The organism is Cupriavidus phytorum (assembly GCF_003254285.1).
Taxonomy (GTDB): domain Bacteria; phylum Pseudomonadota; class Gammaproteobacteria; order Burkholderiales; family Burkholderiaceae; genus Cupriavidus; species Cupriavidus phytorum.
The window spans coordinates 90,717-111,347 of the sequence record NZ_QKZN01000010.1 but is presented as its reverse complement, the minus strand read 5'-3'; the positions used below and the strand labels follow the sequence as shown (position 1 = coordinate 111,347).

General features: G+C 69.6%; 24 protein-coding genes. 12 read left to right on the top strand and 12 right to left on the bottom strand.

Annotated features, from left to right (window positions below):
* Positions 1–115: 115 nt before the first annotated feature.
* Positions 116–1,339: an EAL domain-containing response regulator gene (locus C7416_RS22810; protein WP_111521038.1), complete on the top strand. Its 1,224-nt coding sequence runs from the start codon at positions 116–118 to the stop codon at positions 1,337–1,339.
* Between the two features lie 24 nt (positions 1,340–1,363).
* Here the strand turns inward: C7416_RS22810 and C7416_RS22805 are convergent, their stop codons facing one another.
* The 3 genes from C7416_RS22805 to C7416_RS22795 all read right to left on the bottom strand — a co-directional run bounded on the left by C7416_RS22805 (position 1,364) and on the right by C7416_RS22795 (position 3,559).
* A complete protein-coding gene (locus tag C7416_RS22805) occupies positions 1,364–1,954 on the bottom strand; it encodes a DUF4136 domain-containing protein (protein WP_373424943.1) in 591 nt (196 codons plus the stop codon).
* Positions 1,955–2,001: 47 nt separating this feature from the next.
* A complete protein-coding gene (locus tag C7416_RS22800) occupies positions 2,002–2,421 on the bottom strand; it encodes a DoxX family protein (protein WP_111521037.1) in 420 nt (139 codons plus the stop codon).
* 190 nt (positions 2,422–2,611) lie between these two features.
* Positions 2,612–3,559, bottom strand: coding sequence for a LysR family transcriptional regulator (locus tag C7416_RS22795; protein ID WP_062799230.1), 948 nt, complete (start codon positions 3,557–3,559; stop codon positions 2,612–2,614).
* 172 nt (positions 3,560–3,731) lie between these two features.
* On the opposite strand from C7416_RS22795, the gene C7416_RS22790 reads away from it, so the two are divergent.
* Together C7416_RS22790 and egtB are read left to right on the top strand one after the other, a co-directional pair.
* Complete coding sequence (locus C7416_RS22790; RefSeq protein WP_111521036.1) at positions 3,732–4,352, top strand: FMN-dependent NADH-azoreductase; 621 nt, start codon at positions 3,732–3,734, stop codon at positions 4,350–4,352.
* Between the two features lie 184 nt (positions 4,353–4,536).
* Entirely contained in the window at positions 4,537–5,826 is a 1,290-nt protein-coding gene (egtB, locus tag C7416_RS22785) for an ergothioneine biosynthesis protein EgtB (protein WP_111521035.1), read from the top strand.
* Here the strand turns inward: egtB and C7416_RS22780 are convergent.
* The 8 genes from C7416_RS22780 to mltG form a co-directional block, all read right to left on the bottom strand.
* Positions 5,823–6,224, bottom strand: a complete 402-nt coding sequence (locus tag C7416_RS22780) for a YkvA family protein (RefSeq protein ID WP_111521034.1) — start codon at positions 6,222–6,224, stop codon at positions 5,823–5,825. The two genes, egtB and C7416_RS22780, sit on opposite strands and share 4 nt — an antisense overlap.
* 12 nt (positions 6,225–6,236) lie before the next feature.
* Positions 6,237–6,983, bottom strand: coding sequence for an ankyrin repeat domain-containing protein (locus C7416_RS22775; RefSeq protein WP_111521033.1), 747 nt, complete (start codon positions 6,981–6,983; stop codon positions 6,237–6,239).
* Positions 6,976–7,770 carry a TatD family hydrolase gene (locus C7416_RS22770; protein ID WP_062799218.1) on the bottom strand — a complete coding sequence of 265 codons (795 nt, stop codon included), beginning with the start codon at positions 7,768–7,770 and terminating at the stop codon, positions 6,976–6,978. The genes C7416_RS22775 and C7416_RS22770 overlap by 8 nt, the downstream gene beginning before the upstream one ends.
* 32 nt (positions 7,771–7,802) lie before the next feature.
* Entirely contained in the window at positions 7,803–8,309 is a 507-nt protein-coding gene (locus C7416_RS22765) for a GNAT family N-acetyltransferase (protein ID WP_111521032.1), read from the bottom strand.
* A gap of 37 nt (positions 8,310–8,346) precedes the next feature.
* Positions 8,347–8,760: a PilZ domain-containing protein gene (locus tag C7416_RS22760; protein WP_111521031.1), complete on the bottom strand. Its 414-nt coding sequence runs from the start codon at positions 8,758–8,760 to the stop codon at positions 8,347–8,349.
* An 87-nt stretch (positions 8,761–8,847) separates the two neighbouring features.
* Positions 8,848–9,855, bottom strand: a complete 1,008-nt coding sequence (locus tag C7416_RS22755) for a DNA polymerase III subunit delta' (RefSeq protein WP_018005948.1) — start codon at positions 9,853–9,855, stop codon at positions 8,848–8,850.
* Positions 9,856–9,933: 78 nt separating this feature from the next.
* Positions 9,934–10,545: a dTMP kinase gene (gene tmk / locus C7416_RS22750; protein WP_092316382.1), complete on the bottom strand. Its 612-nt coding sequence runs from the start codon at positions 10,543–10,545 to the stop codon at positions 9,934–9,936.
* 7 nt (positions 10,546–10,552) lie between these two features.
* Positions 10,553–11,548 (bottom strand): endolytic transglycosylase MltG, encoded by a 996-nt coding sequence (mltG, locus tag C7416_RS22745; protein WP_111521030.1) that lies wholly within the window; start codon positions 11,546–11,548, stop codon positions 10,553–10,555.
* Positions 11,549–11,765: 217 nt separating this feature from the next.
* Between mltG and ygfZ the strand changes: the two genes are divergently transcribed.
* The 3 genes from ygfZ to C7416_RS22730 all read left to right on the top strand — a co-directional run bounded on the left by ygfZ (position 11,766) and on the right by C7416_RS22730 (position 14,005).
* Entirely contained in the window at positions 11,766–12,782 is a 1,017-nt protein-coding gene (ygfZ, locus tag C7416_RS22740) for a CAF17-like 4Fe-4S cluster assembly/insertion protein YgfZ (protein ID WP_111521029.1), read from the top strand.
* Positions 12,783–12,799: 17 nt separating this feature from the next.
* Entirely contained in the window at positions 12,800–13,090 is a 291-nt protein-coding gene (locus tag C7416_RS22735) for a DUF4936 family protein (protein WP_012352764.1), read from the top strand.
* 87 nt (positions 13,091–13,177) lie between these two features.
* Positions 13,178–14,005 carry an NRDE family protein gene (locus C7416_RS22730; protein ID WP_111521028.1) on the top strand — a complete coding sequence of 276 codons (828 nt, stop codon included), beginning with the start codon at positions 13,178–13,180 and terminating at the stop codon, positions 14,003–14,005.
* Positions 14,006–14,021: 16 nt separating this feature from the next.
* Here C7416_RS22730 and C7416_RS22725 read toward each other — a convergent pair whose 3' ends face one another.
* Positions 14,022–14,450 carry a GNAT family N-acetyltransferase gene (locus C7416_RS22725; RefSeq protein WP_111521027.1) on the bottom strand — a complete coding sequence of 143 codons (429 nt, stop codon included), beginning with the start codon at positions 14,448–14,450 and terminating at the stop codon, positions 14,022–14,024.
* A 230-nt stretch (positions 14,451–14,680) separates the two neighbouring features.
* Here C7416_RS22725 and C7416_RS22720 point away from each other — a divergent pair, with 230 nt between their 5' ends.
* The 6 genes from C7416_RS22720 (at position 14,681) to otnI (ending at position 20,621) form a co-directional block, all read left to right on the top strand.
* Entirely contained in the window at positions 14,681–15,415 is a 735-nt protein-coding gene (locus tag C7416_RS22720) for a FadR/GntR family transcriptional regulator (RefSeq protein ID WP_111521026.1), read from the top strand.
* 49 nt (positions 15,416–15,464) lie between these two features.
* Entirely contained in the window at positions 15,465–16,367 is a 903-nt protein-coding gene (ltnD, locus tag C7416_RS22715) for an L-threonate dehydrogenase (RefSeq protein WP_111521025.1), read from the top strand.
* 12 nt (positions 16,368–16,379) lie between these two features.
* Positions 16,380–17,651: a 3-oxo-tetronate kinase gene (gene otnK / locus C7416_RS22710; protein WP_111521024.1), complete on the top strand. Its 1,272-nt coding sequence runs from the start codon at positions 16,380–16,382 to the stop codon at positions 17,649–17,651.
* On the top strand, positions 17,651–18,304 hold the full coding sequence (gene otnC / locus C7416_RS22705) for a 3-oxo-tetronate 4-phosphate decarboxylase (RefSeq protein WP_111521023.1): 654 nt from the start codon (positions 17,651–17,653) through the stop codon (positions 18,302–18,304). The genes otnK and otnC overlap by 1 nt, the downstream gene beginning before the upstream one ends.
* 143 nt (positions 18,305–18,447) lie before the next feature.
* Positions 18,448–19,812, top strand: a complete 1,365-nt coding sequence (locus C7416_RS22700; protein WP_111521022.1) for an MFS transporter — start codon at positions 18,448–18,450, stop codon at positions 19,810–19,812.
* A gap of 26 nt (positions 19,813–19,838) precedes the next feature.
* Complete coding sequence (gene otnI, locus C7416_RS22695) at positions 19,839–20,621, top strand: 2-oxo-tetronate isomerase (RefSeq protein ID WP_111521021.1); 783 nt, start codon at positions 19,839–19,841, stop codon at positions 20,619–20,621.
* Positions 20,622–20,631: the final 10 nt, after the last annotated feature.

Sequence of the window (20,631 nt, the reverse complement as noted above, 5' to 3'; positions counted from 1 at the left end):
TTCACGACCGTGCCATGGTGTCACCGGTCATTGGCGTAGCCGCGCCGCGCTACCATTGGGCAAACCCGGCTGCGTCGCCTCGCGGCGCGCCGCCCTCCCCTTCTGCTCACGCTCCATGCCAATCCGTTACGCCAGGCTGCGCATCCTCGTCGTCGAAGACCACCCGTTCCAGCGCGCCGCCGCCGAGGGCCTGCTGCGCCATGTCGGCGTGCAGGCCCTGACCAGCGCGCACAACGGCACGCAGGCGGCCGAGCTGCTGGCGCGCGAGCCCTTCGACGTGGTGCTGTGCGATATCGAGATGCCGGGCTGCAATGGCCCCGAATTGATCGCCGAGCTGCACCGGCGCGGCCCGCGCGCCTTCGCTGGCGCGCCGCCGGTGTGGGTGTGGGTCACGGCGCTGGCCGAAGACATCCTCGATTCCAACCGCGGCCTGGCGCATGCCGCCGGCATCCCGCGCGTGCACGCGCTGCGCAAGCCGCTGTCGCGCGATGCGCTCGAAGTGATCCTGGCCGATGCGCTGGTGCGCCAGGATGCCGAAGCCGGCGTGCCCGCCTGGATCCCCGACGCCGAGGAACTGCTCGCCGCGACCCGCGCCGGTACCGATTTGCTGGTCATGCTGCAGCCCCAGCACGATATCGCCAGCGGCCGCCTGGTCGGGGCCGAAGCGCTGGTGCGCTGGCGCCATCCCGCGCATGGCCTGGTACCGCCCGACCACTTCATCCCGCAGCTCGAGGCGCTCGACGCGGCCGACCCGGTGTTCTTCCTGGTTGCGCGCCAGTGCCTGGCGGCGTTGCAGCGCCTGCGCGCCGCCGGGGTCGGGATTGCGATGGGCCTGAACGCGTCTGCGCAGACGCTGTGCCGACCGGGCGTGCTGGAATCGTTCGAGGCGCTGGTGGCCGCCAGCGGCGTGCCGCGGCAGGCGCTGACGGTGGAGCTGACCGAGGGTTACCCTGTGCCCGACACGCTGGCGCTGTCGGTCGCGCTGAACCGGCTGCGGCTGCTCGGCTATGGCGTGGCGATCGACGATTTCGGCGTGGGCATCGCCACCCTCAAGCTGCTGGCGGACCTGCCGTTCACGCAGCTGAAAGTGGACCGCTCGTTCGTCGCCGAGGTCGACGGGCACGGCCAGCGCGCCACGATCTGCCGCAGCATGATCGGCCTGGCCCGGGAACTGGGACTGGAGTGCGTGGCCGAGGGCATCGAGACCGACGCCCAGCGCGCGGCGCTGCGGGCGCTGGGCTGTCCGCTGGGCCAGGGCTACCTGTGGTCGGCGCCCAGGCCGGCCGAGGCCTTCGTCGCGGACGCGATCGAGCGGGCCACGGCAACGCCGCCGGCCTGAGCGCCGGCGGCCGCGGTGCCGGTGCTACTGCCCGACCCGGAACGGGTACTTGGCGAAGATCTGCGCCACGGTCCTGTCGATGCGCTGCTGGGCGCTGGCCTTGTCGCTGGTGTCGACGCTGCCGACCGCCACGCCTTCCCACACCAGCTTCATCTGGCGCCGGTCGACCAGGTCGATGTTCACGGTGCCCTCGGTGTAGCGGTAGACGTCGTTATAGAAGCCGTAGCCCGGCCACGGCGCATACAGCCCGCCGCGATAGCCGTAGTAGCCCATCATGGGCGCGGGTGCCGGGCTGACCTCCACCTTTTCCTGCAGCCTGGCGTTGAAGTTGACCAGCAGGTCCGGCGACTGCGCCGCGTAGCGGTAGCCGCGCGCGCCCAGCTCGCGCTGGACCGCGGTCTTGAAGTACTGGGTGGTCAGGCTTTCATAGCCGGCGCGGTCGGTGCCGGGACGCTCGACGAAGCCGAAGGTACGGTAGGCACTGAAGTCGGTAGCGGGGTTGTAGTCGGTCTTGATGTCGGGGACGCTGGCGCAGCCCGACAGCAGCAGCGCCGCGACCGCCGCGGGGATCGTTCCCCGCATCGCCACCGGGAAGAGTTGCCGGAACGCATTCACGATACATCTCCAGGAATTGGATGCACGGCGCGGGATTGCGGGTCGCGCTAGTTGAGCTTGCCGTTGAGGCCACCCACGCTGAGCCTGCCCGCCCCCAGCAGCACCACCGCCAGCGCCGCCCCCAGGTACATGCCCTGCAGCTCCAGGGCCCAGCCGCCGGTATTGGACAGCATGCCAAGCTCCTTGGTATGCACCAGCCCGATGGCAAACAGCATGTTGAGCGCCACCACCAGCGCCGCCAGCCGGCTCCACAGCCCGATGATCAGCAGGATCGGCGCGACGATCTCGCCCAGGTAGACGCCGTAGGCAACCCAGGCCGGCAAGCCGGCGTCGGCAACCACCTTCGACACGAAACCGATGCCGGACGCGCCCGTGACCTTGGCGATGCCATGCATCAGGATCAACACGCCAAGCACGATGCGCAGCAGCGCCTTGCCCAAGTCCTGGGAACCCTGAGAGCCACCCATGGCCATTCTCCTTGCCGTTGTCTGTGAGAAGTTATCGAGCCATGCGCCTTAGCCCTCACGCGCACGGTTCGCCCCTGTACCTTAGTGCGAGCCGGCGTGAACGTAAAGCCGCAAATGCGCGACACGGGCCGGCACCGACGCGGCCGTCACCAGCCCTTGCACCTGGCGCCGGCACGTGCCGCTGGCAGCGCTACACCACGCGGTGCATCGCCGGTGTGCGCGGCTGCTGCATGCCGACCTTGTGCGCGCACTCGGGCAACACCTCGCCCAGGAAGTCGAGGAAGCGCCGGGTCGCCGGCGTCACGCCCTTGCGCGACGGGAACACCGCGTGCAGCGTGCCGACCGGCATGTCGTACTGCGGCAGCACCAGTTCCAGCTCGCCGTTCTCCAGCGCCTCGCGGCAGAACATGCGCGGCAGCATGGCTACGCCGACCCCGGCGATGGCGGCCTCGCGCAGCAACGCGAACTCGTCGGTGACCAGGCGCGGATCGTAGGCGATCTGGATCGAGTCCCCGGTCTTGCAGCGCAAGGTCCAGGCGTGCTTGCCGTCGTGCGGCTGCTGGCCCACGCCCGGCATGCCGTCGAGCGCCTGCGGCGTGCGCGGGCGGCCGATGCTGTCGAGCAGCGCCGGGCTGGCCACCAGCATCAGCTCGCTTTCGCCAAAGGTACGCACCGCCAGGCTGGAGTCTTCCATCACCTCGCGCACGCGCAGCGCCAGGTCGAAGCCCTCGCCGATCACGTCGACGCGCCGGTTGGTGGTTTCCAGTTCGATCCGCACCGCCGGGTTGGCGCGCATGAAGTGGCCGATCGCCGGTGCCAGCAGGATCTGGGCAATGGCGATGGGGCAACTGACCCGCAGCGTGCCGCCCGGCTGCTCGCGCGCCTGCTCGATGACCTCGCGCGCGGCCTCGGCCTCGTTGAGCATGGCGCGGCAGCGTTCGTAGAAGGATTCCCCCAGCGGGGTCACGCGCACCTGGCGCGTGGTCCGGCGCAGCAGCTGCACGCCGAGATCGCGCTCGAGCTGGGCGATGCGCCGGCTCAGGCGCGACTTGGGCACGCCGGTGGCGCGGCTGGCCGCGGAAAAACTGCCGTGTTCGACCACCTGGGCGAACAGCGACAGGTCGTTGAGGTCTTGCATGGATGGCTCCGGAGTCACGCGGACGGGTCCGCAATCGTGCGTGGATGTGCGGAGATGGCGCCCGGCATGGCGTTGCATCGGTAGAACAATCCTTTGCATTTTGCCTCACTACCGATACCAATGGCCAGCCGCTATCTTTCCTCCATCGCAACCGCACCTTGTGGAGAAAGACATGAACATCCTGCAGATCGATTCCAGCGTCCTCGGCGACAACTCCGTATCCCGCGGCCTGACCGCCAGCGTGGTGGCCGACCTGGTCGCCGCCAACCCCGCCGCCACCGTGACCGTGCGCGACCTCGACCAGGACGCCCCGGCGCACCTGTCCGGCAACCTGCTGCCGGTGCTGGGTGGCCCCAAGGACGGCCTGAACGCCGTGCAGCAGGCCGAGCTGGAGCGCACCGAGCAGTGGCTGGCCGAGTTCCTCGCCGCCGACGTGCTGGTGGTGGGCGTGCCGCAGTACAACTTCAGCATCCCCAGCCAGCTCAAGGCCTGGATCGACCGCATCGCGCAGGCCGGCCGCACCTTCAAGTACACCGAGAACGGCCCGGTGGGCCTGGCCGGCGGCAAGCGCGTGATCGTGGTGTCGTCGCGCGGCGGCGTACGCCAGGATGCCAACGAGCTGGACCTGCACGAAAAGACCGTCGACATCGTGTTCCGCTTCCTGGGCATCACCGACATCACCTACGTGCGCGCCCACGGCCTGGCGATGGGTCCGGAGTTCCGCGAAGCCGCCCTGGCCAGTGCCCGCACCGAGATCGCGGCGCTGAACGACGCCAGCCGCCTGGCGGCCTGAAGCCAACCGGGGCCGCGGGGCCGGCGCTGTAGGACGGCGCCGGCTCGCCCCGGGACCGGATCGGGTCTATGATGGTTCGGGGCGCTACGGCGCCCCGCGTGCCATGGGCGGCGCGCGGCCGCTGGCCCCTGGCCGCGGCGGCGCACCGCCTGCAGTCATCGACCGATCCAACCCGGGAGCCCGCATGACTTCAGCCCTGTTGCCAGGAGCCGCCCTCCATCCGCCGCACGAACCCGCCCTGCTTTCGCAGTACCGGCATGTCCGCGCCGCCACCGAAACCCTGGTGGCGGACCTGTCCGATGCCGATGCCACCGTGCAGTCCATGGACGACGCCAGCCCGGCAAAATGGCACCTGGCGCACACCACGTGGTTTTTCGAGGAATTCGTGCTGGCCGCGCGCATCCCTGACTACGAGCCGGTGGACCCGGCCTACCGCTATCTCTTCAACTCGTACTATGAAGCGGTCGGCGCGCGCCATCCGCGGCCGCAGCGCGGGCTGCTGACGCGTCCGTCGCTGGACGAGGTGCTGGCATACCGCGAGGCCGTCGACGAGGCGATGCTGGCGCTGCTGGGCAGCGCCCAGACCGACGACGAGGCGGCGCTGATCACGCTTGGCCTGCAGCATGAACAGCAGCACCAGGAACTGCTGCTGACCGACGTGCTGCACCTGTTCGCGCAGAACCCGCTGCGCCCCGCCTTTGCCCCGGAACTGCCCGCCCCCGTGATTGCCGACCCGCGCCCCGCGCCGGACTGGATCGGCTTCGACGGCGGACTGGTCGAGATCGGCCACCGCGGCGAGACCTTCGCCTTCGATTGCGAAACGCCGCGCCACAAGACCTACCTGGCTCCCTTCACGCTGTGCTCGCACCCGGTCAGCAACCGGCAATGGTTCGAGTTCATCGAGGATGGCGGCTACCAGAGCGCCGGGCTGTGGCTGTCCGACGGCTGGCGCTGGGTCGGCGAGCAAGGCATCCAGGCGCCGCTCTACTGGGAAGAGCGCGAAGGCACCTGGTGGCAGATGACGCTGCGCGGCATGCATCCGGTCGACCCGGACAGCCCGGTGACCCATGTCAGCTTCTACGAGGCCGACGCGTTCGCGCGCTGGGCCGAGCGCCGGCTGCCGACCGAGGCGGAATGGGAGCACGCGGCCAGCCGGCTGCCGGCCACCGGGAATTTTGTCGAGGGGCGCGCGCTGCGGCCGCTGCCGGACCGGCAGAACACCGCCGGCGTGCTGCGCCAGATGTTCGGCGACGTCTGGGAATGGACCGCCAGCGCCTTCCTGCCCTATCCGGGCTTCCGCCCCAACGCGGGCGCGGTGGGCGAGTACAACGGCAAGTTCATGAGCGGCCAGATGGTGCTGCGCGGCGGGTCGTGCGTCACCCCCGAATCGCATATCCGCGCAACCTACCGCAACTTCTTCTATCCGCACCAGCGCTGGCAGTTCACCGGCGTGCGGCTGGCCGACGACGCCTAGGCCGGAGCCCGGTATGGCGCCAGCCAGCGCCACGCCAGCCAGGCCAGCGCCACCCACACCAGCACGATGACCACGGCGGCCGCGCGATTGCGCGGCCGTTGCGCATGGGTTTCCTGCCAGGCCTCGGCGCGGCCGCGGCATTCGTCCTTGACCGCAGCGGGGATCATCCGCAGCGTGAGCCAGATGCCCAGCGGCACCAGCAGCACGTCATCCAGATAGCCCAGCACCGGGATGAAATCCGGAATCAGGTCGATCGGGCTGAAGGCGTAAGCGACCACCAACGCGCCCAGCAGCCGTGCCGCCCATGGCGTGCCGGGATGGCGGCTGCAGAACCACAGCGTCAGCAGGCTGCCCTTGAGCCCGCGCGCCCACTGGCGCAGGCGCGAACCGCTGGCCATTGCCGCCGCGCCTTACCAGCCCTTGCTCTGCGACGCCGCGGGGCGCTGGCCGCCGGGCTCGGCGACGGGCGGCTTCAGCGGCGGCGCCGCCACGATCGGCGTCTGCGGATACAGCTTCTGCCAGCGCGCCTTCAGGCCGCTGGCGATCTCGGCCTGGTTGTAGCGCTCGGCAAAGTCGATCACGGTCATGCCCTGCTGGTTCTTCAGGCGCATGTCGGCGCCTTCGTCCAGCAGCAGCTTGACGGTTTCGATATGGCCGCCACGCGCGGCCATCATCAGCGGGGTGGTGCCGTTGGGGCTTTCGGCGTCGATATACGCGGCATGGTCGACCAGGTACTTGACCACGTCGTTGTGGCCGTTGGTGGCGGCATAGTGCAGCGGGGCCCAGCCGGTCTTGTTGATCTCGGCCTCCATGTCGTCGACCATCAGCTTGACCATGTCGAGCTGGCCCTGCAGCGCGGCCATCATCAAGGGGGTCTCGCCGGCCGGGTTGGCCTTGTCAAAGTCGATGTCCTTGGCGCGGATCAGCACCGTGGCGGCCTTCAGAGACTTCTCGCGCAGCGCCAGCACCAGCGCCGGGTTGCCGCGGTTGTCGACCACATTGGGGTCGACGCCCCTGGCAAGCAGCTTCTTGACGGTGTTGGCGTCGTCGAATTCCACCGCCTTGCGCATATCGTCGGCCGGCGCGGCCTGGGCGAGCGTGGCGGCGGCCAGCGCGACAGCGCCGGCGGCACGGCGGACAAGCTTCATGTCAAACATGAGATTTCCTGTCAATGTGCTTGAATAGATTAAAGAAGTTTTCCGTCGTCTGTTCCGCGACCTGCTCCACCGGCACCCCGCGCAGCTGCGCGATGAACTCGCCGACATGGCGCACCCAGGCCGGCTCGTTGGTCTTGCCGCGGTACGGCACGGGGGCCAGGTAGGGGGAATCGGTCTCGATCAGCATGCGCTCGAGCGGCACCTTGCGCGCGGTTTCCTGCAGGTCCGCCGCGCTCTTGAAGGTGACGATGCCGGAAAACGAGATATGGAAGCCCTGGTCCAGCGCCTGGCGGGCAACCTCCCAGGTTTCGGTAAAGCAGTGCATCACGCCGCCGGCCTCGCCCGCGTTTTCCTCGCGCATCAGGCGCAGGGTGTCGTCGGCCGAGGAACGGGTATGGATGATCAGCGGCTTGCCGGTCTGGCGCGCGGCGCGGATATGGGTGCGGAAGCGTTCGCGCTGCCATTCCATCTCGGCGATGCTGCGGCCGTTGAGCCGGTAGTAGTCCAGCCCGGTCTCGCCGGTGCCGACCACGCGCGGGTGGGCCGACAGCGCCACCAGCCGCTCCAGGGTCGGGTCCTCGCCCTCTTCGTAGTCGGGATGCACGCCGACCGACGCGTACAGGTTGGGATGCTGCTCGGCCAGCGCCAGCACGCGCGGGAAGTCTTCCAGCGTGACCGAGATGCACAGCGCATGCGTGACCTGGTTGGCGCGCATGTTGTCCAGCAGTTCCGGCAGGCGCGCGGCCAGTTCGGGGAAATCGATATGACAGTGGGAATCGACAAACATGGGAAATCTCAGGTACGGCGTTCAGGCGGCGCTCAGGCCGCGTCCACGCGGCGGCCGACGATGATCAGGTCGCGCTCGACGCCGTCGAGCACGGCCACGCGCGGCAGGTCGCCCCAGCGCGTGAAGCCCAGCGCCGCGAACAGGCCCAGGCTGGGCGCGTTGTGGCCGAAGATAAAGCCGAGCAGCGTGTTGACGCCGACCGTGGGCGCGTGGTCGATGGCCTGCTGCAGCAGGTAGCGCCCCAGCCCCTGGCCGCGGCGCTGCGCGTCCAGGTAGATCGATACCTCGGCGGTGGCGCCATAGGCGGGGCGCCCGTAGAAATCGGAAAAGCTCATCCAGCCGGCCATGCTGCCGCCGGCATCCTCGCACACCCACAGCGGACGGCGCGCGGGCTGGTGAGCGTCGAACCAGGCCTGGCGCGAGGCCACGGTGACCGGCTCGGTGTCGGCGGTGACCATGCGCGAAGCCACGGTGCTGTTGTAGATGGCGACGATGCCCGGCAGATCGCGGGGTTCGGCAATGCGTAGCGAAAAATTCATCGAAAATCAAATAGTTGCGAGTGAAATCTCACAACACTCATAAAGTTTGGGTGGGGCGCCCGGACTCCAGCATCTTGCCCAGGATTTCCTCCACCGCGCGGCGCAGGTTGCGTCCGTTGTCGTCGTCGGGCAGGTGCACGCCGACGCCTGGCGTCTTCATCGGCGTGCCCGCGGGGGTGATCCAGGCCACGTGGCCCGCGATCTGGTATTTCTGCGGCCGGTCCAGCAGCGACAGTACCAGGAACACCTGCTCGCCGAGCCGGAACGGCCGGTTCGACGGCACGAAGATGCCGCCGCGCGCCAGGAACGGCATATAGGCCGCGTACAGCCCGGCCTGGTCCTTGATCGACAGCGACAGCACGTTGGGCCGCGAGGCCGCCCCGCTGCCGCTTCCCGTGACGCTACCAAAGCCCGCCTCGGCCGGCCCGGTGCCGGCGACTGCCGTGTTCATGGTTGACCCCCTGATGACGTTGCTGCCTGTTGTTATGGCTTGTTGTTATCGCTTGTTGTGATGCACCGCGCCCGGCCGGCTGCTGCGCTAGCGGAACAGCTGCCGGTACTCCAGAAATACCGCTTCCATCACCAGCCGCGCCGCGAGCGGATGGTTCTCGCTGCGGCGGTGCGCGTTCAGGCGCGCGGCAAAGCCCTGCAGGCCGTAGGCATCGGTAGCGCCGGCGCAGCGCGCCAGCACGGCGCGCTCCCTGGGGAAGTACCGCGGCGTGGCACCGCCATCCAGCCGCAGTGCCAGCAGATCGTACGTCCAGCGCTGCAGGATGCCAAGCACGGCGGGCACCGGAAGCTTCTGCAGTTGCTCGGCCGCCGCGGCGGCGTCGAACGCGGCCGCGGCCCCGAGCTGCCCGACCAGCCAGCGCTGCAGCGGCTGCTCCTCGGCCTCGGCCGCATGCAGCGCGGTCAGCGGCGAGCCGCCGGCCAGCGCCAGCTGCGCCTCGGCATCCGCCACGCCCTGCCCGCGCAGCCACGCCAGCGCTGCCTCGGGGGTCGGGCGCTGCGCCGAGAACTGGCGGCAGCGCGACAGGATGGTCGGCAGGATGCGGTCCAGGCGGTCGGTCACCAGCAGGAACACGGTCGACGGCGGCGGCTCCTCCAGCGTCTTCAGCAAGGCGTTGGCGCCTTCGGCCTGCAGCGCGTCGAGCGGATAGACCACCACCACGCGCAGCCCGGCGCGGTGCGTGCCTACGCCGACGGCCTCGATCAGCGCGCGCACCTGCTCCATGCGGATGATCTTGCTGGGCGCCTTTTTCTTGCCGCCCTCGTCGGTTTCCGCCTCGGCCGAGGCATCGAGGGCCTCGGGCCGGACCACGGTGAAGTCCGGGTGGTTGCCCTGGCTGAACCAGTGGCAGGCGGCGCACTGTCCGCACGGCTGCCCGTCCGCCAGCGGCGCCTCGCACAGCAGCCCCTGGGCGAAATGCAGCGCCAGGTCGCGCTTGCCGATGCCTTGCTGGCCGTGGATCAGCAAGGCATGCGGCAGCCGCTCGCGCAGCGCGCCCAGCCGTTGCCAGTCTTCTTTCTGCCAGGGATAGAGCATGTAAATCAACAGGTTAGCGGTCCAACTTCGAGTACTGGCTGAATGTTGCCGTGACGCCGGATAAAAATACCCTGCGAATCAGATAGTTGCGAGGATCTTCTCAAGTTCGTCGCGAATATCGGCAATGCTGCGCGTGGCGTCGATGACGCGGAAGCGCTGCGGCGACTGCGCCGCGCGGCGCAGGTATTCGTCGCGGGTGCGCTGGAAGAAGGCGCGCGATTCGGCCTCGAATTTGTCCGGCGTGCGCGCCGCGGCCAGGCGCGCGCTGGCGGTTTCCAGCGGCACGTCGAACAGCAGCGTCAGGTCGGGCTGCAGGCCGCCCTGGACCCAGCCCTCCAGCACTTCGAGCCGGCCGGTCGCCAGTCCCCGGCCGCCGCCCTGATAGGCAAAGGTGGCATCGGTGAAGCGGTCGGAAATGACCCACTTGCCGCGCTCCAGCGCCGGCGCGATGACTTCGGCAATATGCTCGCGCCGCGCCGCGAACATCAGCAGCGCCTCGGTCTCCAGGTGCATCTTGCGGTGCAGCAGGATCTGGCGCAGGTCTTCGCCCAGCGACGTGCCGCCGGGCTCGCGCGTGGTGACGACCCCGGCGATGTCGGCGCGCGCGCGCAGGCGGTCGGCAACCCAGTCGATATGGGTGCTCTTGCCGGCGCCGTCGATGCCCTCGAAGGTAATGAATTTTCCGCGCATGGAATGCCTATTTGCCGCGCTGGTACTTGTCGACCGCGCGGTTGTGTTCGGGTAGCGAGTTGGAGAAATGGCTGCTGCCGTCGCCGCGGGCGACGAAGTACAGCGCGTCGGACGGTGCCGGCGTGGTCGCCGCGGCCAGCGAGGCCAGCCCCGGCAGCGCGATCGGCGTGGGCGGCAGGCCGGTGCGGGTGTAGGTATTGTACGGGGTGTCGGCCTGCAGGTCGCGCTTGCGCAGGTCGCCGTCGAAGGCCTCGCCGAGGCCGTAGATCACGGTCGGGTCGGTCTGCAGCAGCATGTTCTTGCGCAGCCGGTTGATGAACACCGCGGCGATCATCGGGCGCTCGGCGGCCTGGCCGGTTTCCTTCTCGACGATCGACGCCATCACCAGTGCCTCGTACGGGGTCTTGTACGGCAGGTCGGGCGAGCGCGCGTTCCAGGCCTCGTTCAGGCGGCGCTGCATGGCGCGGTAGGCGTGCTTGTACAGTTCGAGGTCGCTGCTGCCGCGCGCGAACAGGTAGGTGTCGGGAAAGAACAGCCCCTCGGGCGAAGCCTCGGGCGCGCCGATGGCTTTCATCAGTTCGGCATCGGTCATCCCGCGGGTGTCGTGGCGCAGCGCCGGGCTGGCATCGACCGCGGCGCGCATCTTGCGGAATTCCCAGCCCTCGATCACCGTGACCACGTAGTGCGTGACCTCGCCGCGCGCCAGCTTGCCGAGGATCGACAGCGGCGTGGCGCCGGTCTCGAATTCATAACCGCCGGCCTTCAGGGTGGCGCCGTGGCCGGTCAGGCGCGCCAGCAGCACGAACAGCCGCGGGTCCATGCCCACCCCGCCACGCTGGATCTGCCGGCCGACGCTGGCCACGCCGGAATTGGGCTTGATCACCACTTCCACCGGCGACTTGCTCAGCGACACCGGGTGATTGGCCCACCACGCAAAGCCGCCCGCGGCCGCCAGGGCGAACACCAGCACGGCAAGCCCAAGGCTGAGGAGTAAACGTTTCATGTATCTGTTGTCGGGACCGGCCGTCGGCGCCACCGGCGCAAGCGCGCACCGCGGCGGACCACCGGCGCCGGCCGAAAATCTCGTAGCCCCATATAATAACCGGCAGCCCGGCACCGACCGTAAGCCGTGGCGCCGGCGCCTCCCGCGCATCCGGCACCACGCACCGTCGGTAGCCCGTTTCCTTCCCTTCCCGATTTGCCTCGACGATTGCCTCGCAATGCCAGCATTGAATCCCCAAGCCCAGCAACTCGCCGCAAACCTTGACGCGCTGCAGGCCGGCGGCGTGGTCTGCACCCCGGCCGGGCTCGGCCTCGTCCGCGTGGCGGGCGACGATGCCGCCAGCTTCCTGCACACCCAGCTGACCAACGCGGTCGACGACCTGGCGCCGGGCACGGCGCGCCTGGCCGGCTACTGCTCGCCCAAGGGCCGGCTGCTGGCCACCTTCCTGATGTGGCGCGACGCCGACGGCATCGTGCTGCAGCTGTCGGCCGAGATCCAGGCCGCGGTGCAGAAGCGGCTGTCGATGTTCGTGCTGCGCGCCAAGGCCAGGCTGTCGGATATCACCCCGGCCCACGCCATCCTCGGCGTTGCCGGCGCCGGCGCCGCCGGGGCGCTGGCCGCGGCCGGGCTCTCCGCGCCGGCAGGGGCATTCGACGTGGCCACGGCCGACGGTGCCACCGTGATCCGGCTGCCGGACGGCGCCGGCCAGCCGCGCTGGCAGCTGGTGCTGCCGGCCGAGCGCGCCGACGCGGTGCGCGCGGCGCTGTCCGCGACGCTGACTGGCGCCGCGCCGGCGTTGTGGGACTGGCTCGAAGTGCAGTCAGGCCTGCCCCGCATCGTCGCGGCGACGCAGGAGCAGTTCGTGCCGCAGATGATCAATTTCGAGCTGGTCGGCGGCGTCAATTTCCGCAAGGGCTGCTATCCGGGCCAGGAAATCGTGGCGCGCAGCCAGTACCGCGGCACGCTCAAGCGCCGCATGTGGCTGGTGCGGGGCGAAGGCGAGGTGCCGGCGCCCGCCGCCGAGATCTATCGGCCGGAGGATCCGGGCCAGCCCTGCGGCATGATCGTCAACGCCGCGCCCGCGCCCGATGGCGGCTGGGCCGGGCTGGCCGAGCTGAAGATCGATGCCGCCGGCAGCGCGCTGCGGCTGGGCAGCGCCGAGGGCGCCGCCGTGGCCACCGCCAGCCTGCCCTACGCAGTGCCGCTTGGCGAGGCCGCCCAGGCCGCCGGCTGATTGCCACAGGACCCGCCATGAGCGATCACCTCTACGTCTATTTCCGCGTGCCGGAGGCAGTTGCCGCCGAGGCGCTGCCGCACTGGCACCGCTGGATGGAAACGGTGGCCGAAGCCACCGGAATTGGTGGTACGCTGATGCGCAGGCCGGAAACCCGCGCCGGCGTGCAGACCTGGATGGAGTGCTACGCCGACGTGCCGCCCGCGTTCGATGCCACGCTGGAAGGGCTGTGGCGCCAGAGCGGGCTGGACCAGTGGGTCGAAGGCGAGCGGCGCGCCGAACACTTTATCGACCTGGACGTGCTGTAGGCGCCCTTGCATGAGGTGTCGGCGCCGTCGGACTGAAGTACGCGGGGACCGCTGGCGCGGCAACCCCGCGGCAAAGGAAGCAAAACGATGTGTCTGATCCTGGTTGCCTGGCAATCCCACCCGGACTATGCCCTGGTCGTGGCCGGCAACCGCGATGAATTCTATGCCCGCCCCGCGGCGGCCGCGCACTGGTGGCAGGATGCGCCCCAGGTGCTGGCCGGCCGCGACCTCGCCGAGGTCATCGGCGAGCCCGGCACGTGGATGGGCGTCAACGCCGACGGCCGCTTCGCCGCGCTGACCAATTACCGCGCCCCCTCCGAAAAACGCACCGACGCGCGCTCGCGCGGCGAACTGGTGGCGGGCTTCCTGCGCGGCCACGCGGCGCCGTTCGACTACCTTGACGGCCTCGCCGGTGAAGACGGCGCGTACAACGGCTTCAATCTGCTGGCGAGCGACCTGCGCGAACTGTGGTGGTACAGCAACCGCTCGGCGTCGCGCCAGCCGCAACGGCTGCGTCCGGGCCTGTACGGCCTGTCCAACGCGCTGCTCGATACGCCCTGGCCCAAGGTGCGCAGCCGCGTCGGCGCGCTGGCCGAAGTGCTGGCCGCCGACAGCGGCCAGGCCACCGCCAGCGCCGAGCCCTATCTGCAGATGCTGGCCGACGAACGCCAGGCCGCGGATTTCGAGCTGCCCGCCACCGGCGTGGCGCCGGAGTGGGAAAAGCTGCTGTCGTCCGCCTTTATCCGCTCGCCGATGTACGGCACGCGCGCCAGCACGGTGCTGCGCATCCGCCACGACGGGCGCTTCGACCTGAACGAGCGCAGCTTCGACGCCGACGGCCGTATCGGCGACGTGGCCTACCACGGCACGCTGAACCTGTCGCGCGACACCGGCATCGTGCAGGCGCCGCGCTGAGCGCCGCGCCGGCGCTTTATCGCTGCAAGCGCTTGCGCATCTCCACGTGCGGGATGCCCGCCTCTTCGAATTCCGGCCCCACCTGCTCGAAGCCCGCGCGCGCATAGAACGGCGCCGCGTGGGTCTGCGCGTTGAGCACCAGTTCCGGATATCCCAGCTGTTCCGCCTTGCGCATCAGCGCCTCCAGCACCAGCGCGCCGACGCCGCTGCCGCGCGCCGGCTTCAGCACGGCCATGCGGCCGATATGGCCGTCGGGCAGCAGCCGGCCGGTGGCCAGCGGCGTGCCGTCGTCGGCCAGCGCCAGCGCATGCCAGCTGGGCTCGTCCCATTCGTCCCATTCCAGTTCCACCGGCACGCCCTGCTCTTCGACGAAGACGGTGTAGCGGATGGCGCGCGCGCGTTCGCGGGCTTCGGACCAGGGGCAGATCAGGACGGTGGTGGGCATGGCGGTAAATGCGGCAAATGAAGACAAGACGCGTGCCCGGGCCGAAGCACGGACGGGCGCCAATGATACGCCAGCGCCAAAGAACCGGCGGCGCGCCCGCCGGCGCACCATTGTGGAGCCCACTGCGCACTACGGCGGTCCTTTGCACCAACTCAGGGTATACCCCGGGTCGGCAGCCGTATAGCAAATTTGTATGATGACCTGATTACCGAATCACCGGGAAACCTGCTGTGTTCCAGAAAGTCCCTGCCCGCGCCCTGACCGACAACGTCGCCGAACAGCTGCTGGACAAGATCCAGAGCGGCGCCTTCGCCCGCGGCGACAAGCTCCCCACCGAGGCGGTGCTGTCCGAGGAGTTCGGCGTCAGCCGCACCGTGGTGCGCGAGGCCATCTCCCGGCTCAAGTACGAAGGCGTGGTCGAGTCGCGCCAGGGCAGCGGCGTGTTCGTGACGCTGCAGGCCGGCATCCGCCCGCTGCGCATCGACTACACCGACACCGGCACGCTCGAAGCGGTGCTGCAGATCGTCGAGCTGCGCCGCGCGATCGAGGCCGAGGTGGCCGCGCAGGCGGCCCGGCGCCGCACCGATGCCTCGATGGCGGCGATCGACGCCGCGCTGGCCCGCCTCGACGAGGTCGTGGCGCAGGGTGGCGACGGCGTTGCCGAGGACGTGGGCTTCCACCGCGCCATCGCCGAGGCCACCGGCAACCCCTATTTCCTCAAGACGCTCGAATTCCTGAGCCAGTACCTGGAAGCCGCCACGCGCGTGACCCGCACCAACGAGGCGCGGCGCGCGGACTTTTCGCGCCAGGTGCGCGAGGAACACCAGGCCATCGTCGCCGCGATCCGCGCCGGCGACCCGCTGGCCGCGCGCAATGCCGCGCAGAACCACATGTACAACGCCGCGCACCGGCTGGCGCAGCTCGGCGCCGACGAGAGCGGCGCCGCGCACGGCGCCACCAACTGACGCCCCGGCGCACGCAACGAACCATCCGTATCTGTCTCAGGGAGTCCCTATGTCCAGGAATATCGGCGTCATCGGCCTTGGTGCCATGGGCTTTGGTGTCGCGCAGTCGCTGCTGCGGGCCGGTTTCAACGTGCACGCCTGCGACCTGCGTGCCGAAGTGCTGCAGCGCTTTGCCGATGCCGGCGGCGTGCCGTGCGCCTCGCCGGCCGAGCTGGGCAGCCGCTGCGACGTGGTGCTGACGCTGGTGGTCAACGCGCAGCAGACCGAGGCCGTGCTGTTCGGCGCCGACGGTGCCGTGACTGCGATGCAGCCGGGCAAGCTGGTGATCGCCAGCGCCACGGTGCCGCCGGGCTTTGCCGAGACCCTGGCACAGCGCCTCGCCGAAAAAGGCCTGCTGATGCTCGACGCGCCGGTCTCCGGCGGCGCCGCGCGCGCCGCCAGCGGCGAGATGACCATGATGACTTCGGGCCCCGCCGAAGCCTATGCGCTGGCCGAGGACGTGCTGGCCGCCATCGCCGGCAAGGTGTACCGCCTGGGTGCCGCGCACGGCGCCGGCTCCAGGGTCAAGATCATCAATCAGCTGCTGGCCGGCGTGCATATCGCCGCCGCCGCCGAGGCGATGGCGCTGGGCCTGCGCGAAGGCGTGGACCCGGATGCGCTCTATGACGTGATCACGCACAGCGCCGGCAACTCGTGGATGTTCGAGAACCGCGTGCCGCATATCCTGAAGGGCGACTACACCCCGCTGTCCGCGGTCGACATCTTCGTCAAGGACCTCGGCATGGTGCTCGACACCGCGCGCACCAGCAAATTCCCGCTGCCGCTGTCGGCCGCGGCGCACCAGATGTTCATGATGGCCTCCACCGCCGGCCACGGCGCCGAAGACGATTCGGCCGTCATCAAGATCTTCCCGGGCATCGAGCTGCCGGGCCAGGCCGGACAGGTCAAATAAGGAGCACCGACCATGACCGCCCTCCTTGGCTGCATCGCCGACGACTTCACCGGCGCCACCGACCTCGCCAACACGCTGGTGCGCAACGGCATGCGCACTGTGCAGACCATCGGCGTGCCCGGCTCCATGGCCGACATCGGCAGCGCCGACGCCGTGGTGGTCGCGCTCAAGTCGCGCACAGTGCCCGCGGCCCAGGCCGTGGCCGAGTCGCTGGCCGCGCTGCAGTGGCTGCGCGCGCAGGGCTGCCGCCAGTTCGTCTTCAAGTACTGCTCCACCTTCGATTCGACCGACGCCGGCAATATCGGCCCGGTGGCCGAGGCGCTGCTGGCGGCGCTGGACAGCGACTTCACCATCGCCTGCCCGGCCTTCCCCGAGAACGGCCGCACCATCTTCCGCGGCCACCTGTTCGTCGGCGATGCGCTGCTGAACGAATCGGGCATGGAACACCATCCGCTGACGCCGATGACCGATGCCAACCTGGTGCGCGTGCTGCAGCGCCAGAGCAAGCACAAGGTCGGGCTGCTGCGCCATGACGCGGTCGCGCGCGGGGCGCAGGCCACGGCCGCGCGCATCGCCGCGCTGCGCGGCGACGGCGTGCGCATGGCGATTGCCGATGCGGTATCCGACGCGGACCTGCTCACGCTGGGCGAGGCATGCGCCAGCCTGCCGCTGATCACCGGCGGCTCCGGCATCGCGCTGGGCCTGCCCGAGAACTTCCGCCGCGCCGGCCTGCTGCCGCAGCGCGCCGACGCCGACGCGGTGCCGGCCATCGACGGCCCCGGCGTGGTGCTGGCCGGCAGCGCCTCGCGCGCGACCAACGGCCAGGTGGCGCGCTGGCTCGAGCAAGGCCGCCCGGCGCTGCGCATCGACCCGCTCGCGCTGGCGCGCGGCGAGGCCGTGGCCGATGCGGCGCTCGCCTTTGCCGCCGCACATGACCAGCCCGTGCTGGTCTATGCGACTTCCAGCCCGGACCAGGTCAAGGCGGTGCAGGCCGAGCTGGGCGTGGCGCGCGCCGGCCACCTGGTCGAGCAATGCCTGGCCGCGGTCGCCGCCGGACTGAAGGCACGCGGCACGCGCCGCTTCGTGGTGGCGGGCGGCGAGACCTCGGGCGCGGTGGTGCAGGCGCTGGGCGTGCGCGCGTTGCGCATCGGCGCGCAGATCGCGCCGGGCGTGCCGGCCACCGTGACGCTGGATGCCACGCCGCTGGCGCTCGCGCTCAAGTCGGGCAACTTCGGCGGGCCGGACTTTTTCGACGAAGCGCTGCGCCAGCTGGGAGGCCAGTGATGAGCACCGAAAGCAAGCTGCGCGAAGAGATCTGCCGCATCGGCGCCAGCCTGTACCAGCGCGGCTATACCGTGGGCTCGGCCGGCAATATCAGCGCGCGGCTCGACGACGGCTGGCTGATCACGCCGACCGATGCGTGCCTGGGCATGATGGACCCGGCATCGGTCGCCAAGGTCGCCGCCGACGGCACCTGGATGTCGGGCGACAAGCCGTCGAAGACGCTGACGCTGCATCGCGCCATCTATGACAACAACCCCGGGGCGCACGCCGTGGTGCATACGCACTCGACGCACCTCGTGGCCCTGACGCTGGCCGGTGTCTGGCAACCGGACGACGTACTGCCGCCGCTCACGCCGTACTACGTGATGAAGGTCGGCCATGTCCCGCTGATTCCCTACCATCGCCCGGGCGATCCCGCGGTGGCCGCGCGCGTGGCCACGCTGGCCGCGCAGGTGCGCGGCGTGCTGCTGGAGCGCCTGGGACCGGTGGTGTGGGAGTCCAGCGTATCGCGCGCTGCGTTCGCGCTGGAAGAACTGGAGGAGACCGCCAAGCTATGGATGACCATGAAAGACGTACCCGGCTTTGCCGCCCGCGCGGCGCTGCCCGACAGCGCCCTGGCTGAGCTGCGCGAGGCCTTCCAGGCGCGCTGGTAGCACCAGCCCCGCTGCTTCCCTGACCACCCCGGCCTGATCCCGGCGCGGCGGCCCCGGCCACCGCGCGGGGGACGCGCACGCCTGCGATCCGCGCGTGGCCGCAACCACAAGACCAGACTCACCACCATACCCGGAGACCACCGATGCCATCCAACCAACCGGCGGCCAGCGTGCCTGCCTTCGACAGCCTCGGCGGCAACGCCCGGCTCGACACCGACACCCAGATCGAGAAACGCGCCTACAGCAAGGTGTTCTGGCGCATCATGCCGTTCCTGATGCTGTGCTACGTGGTCGCCTACCTGGACCGCGTCAATGTTGGCTTCGCCAAGCTGCAGATGGGCCAGGACCTGGCCTTCTCCGAGACCGTGTTCGGCCTTGGCGCCGGCCTGTTCTTCATCGGCTATTTCCTGTTCGAGCTGCCCAGCAACCTGCTGATGCACAAGATCGGCGCGCGCATCTGGATCGCGCGCATCATGATCACGTGGGGCATCATCTCGGCGCTGTTCATGTTCGTGCAGACGCCGACCCAGTTCTACGTGATGCGCTTCCTGCTGGGCCTGGCCGAAGCCGGCTTCTATCCCGGCGTGATCCTGTACCTGACCTACTGGTTCCCGGCCAACCGCCGCGCCAAGATGATCGCGCTGTTCATGTCGGGCATCCCCATCGCCGGCATGTTCGGCAACCCGCTGTCGGGCTGGATCATGGACGCGTTCAACGGCACCCACGGCATGCGCGGCTGGCAGTGGATGTTCCTGCTCGAGGCGCTGCCCGCGTTCGTGATCGGCTTGCTGACGATCTTCGTGCTGCGCGACGGCATCGACAAGGCGCCGTGGCTGGACGCCGACGAGAAGCGCGTGCTCAAGCGCAATATCGAGGAAGACCAGCGCAATGCCGGCGCCGCCGCGGGCAAGGGGCATGGCCACTCGCTCGGCGCAGTGTTTGCCGACCGCCGCGTGTGGTGGATGTGCCTGATCTACTTCTGCTTCGTCACCGGCCAGTACGCGCTGACCTTCTGGATGCCCACGCTGGTCAAGTCCAGCGGCGTGACCGGCAACTTCAATATCGGCCTGCTGTCCGCGATCCCGTTCCTCTGCGCGGTGGTGGTGATGAACATCCTGGGCCACAGCGCCGACGCGCGCCGCGAGCGCCGCTGGCACCTGATCGTGCCGGCGCTGATGGGTGCCCTGGGCTTTGCCATCGCCGCCTCGTTCACCAACAATACGACCGTGGCGATTGCCGCGCTGTCGCTGGCCGCCGCCGGCGTGCTGACCTGCGCGCCGCTGTTCTGGTCGCTGCCGACCTCGTTCCTGTCGGGCATCGCCGCGGCCTCGGGCATTGCGGTGGTCAACTCGGTGGGCAACCTGGCCGGCTTCGTGTCGCCGTACATGGTGGGCGCGCTCAAGGACCTGACGCAGAGCACCCAGCTGCCGATGTACGTGCTGTCCGCCATCCTGGTGGTCGGCGCCGTGCTGGTGTGGCTGACGCCCGCTAAACTGGTCAACCGCTGAACCCGCTTTCGCTTCCGGAGTTTCCCATGCCGCGCTTTGCCGCCAACCTGTCGATGATGTACCAAGAGCACGCCTTCCTGGACCGCTTTGCCGCTGCCGCGGCCGACGGTTTCCGGGCGGTCGAGTACCTGTTCCCGTACGAGCACCCCGCCGCCGAGCTGCGCGCGCGCCTCGACGCGAACGGCCTCGCGCAGGCGCTGTTCAATGCCCCGCCGGGCGACTGGGCGGCGGGCGAGCGCGGCCTGGCGGCGCTGCCGGGGCGCGAGGCGGAATTCCGCGGCACCATCGGCCGCGCGCTCGACTACGCCGGCGTGATCGGCAATGACCGCATCCATGTAATGGCGGGCCTGATCCCGGCCGATGCCGACCCCGCGCGCTGCCGCGCCGCCTACCTGGAGAACCTGGCGTTTGCCGCCAATGCGGCGGCCGCGCAGGGCGTGACCGTGCTGATCGAGCCGATCAACACGCGCGACATGCCGGGCTATTTCCTCAACCGCCAGGACGACGGCCAGGCGATCTGCAAGGAGGTCGGCGCTGCCAACCTGAAGGTGCAGTTCGACTGCTACCACTGCCAGATCGTCGAGGGCGATGTCGCGATGAAGCTCAGGCGCGACTTCGCCGGCATCGGCCATATCCAGATCGCCGGCGTGCCCGAGCGCCATGAGCCGGACCTGGGCGAGCTGCACTATCCCTACCTGTTCGACGTCATCGACGCGCTCGGCTATGCCGGTTGGATCGGCTGCGAATACCGCCCGCGCGCCGGCACCTCGGCAGGCCTGGGCTGGCTCAAGCCCTACCTCGGGCGCTGATGCAAAACCA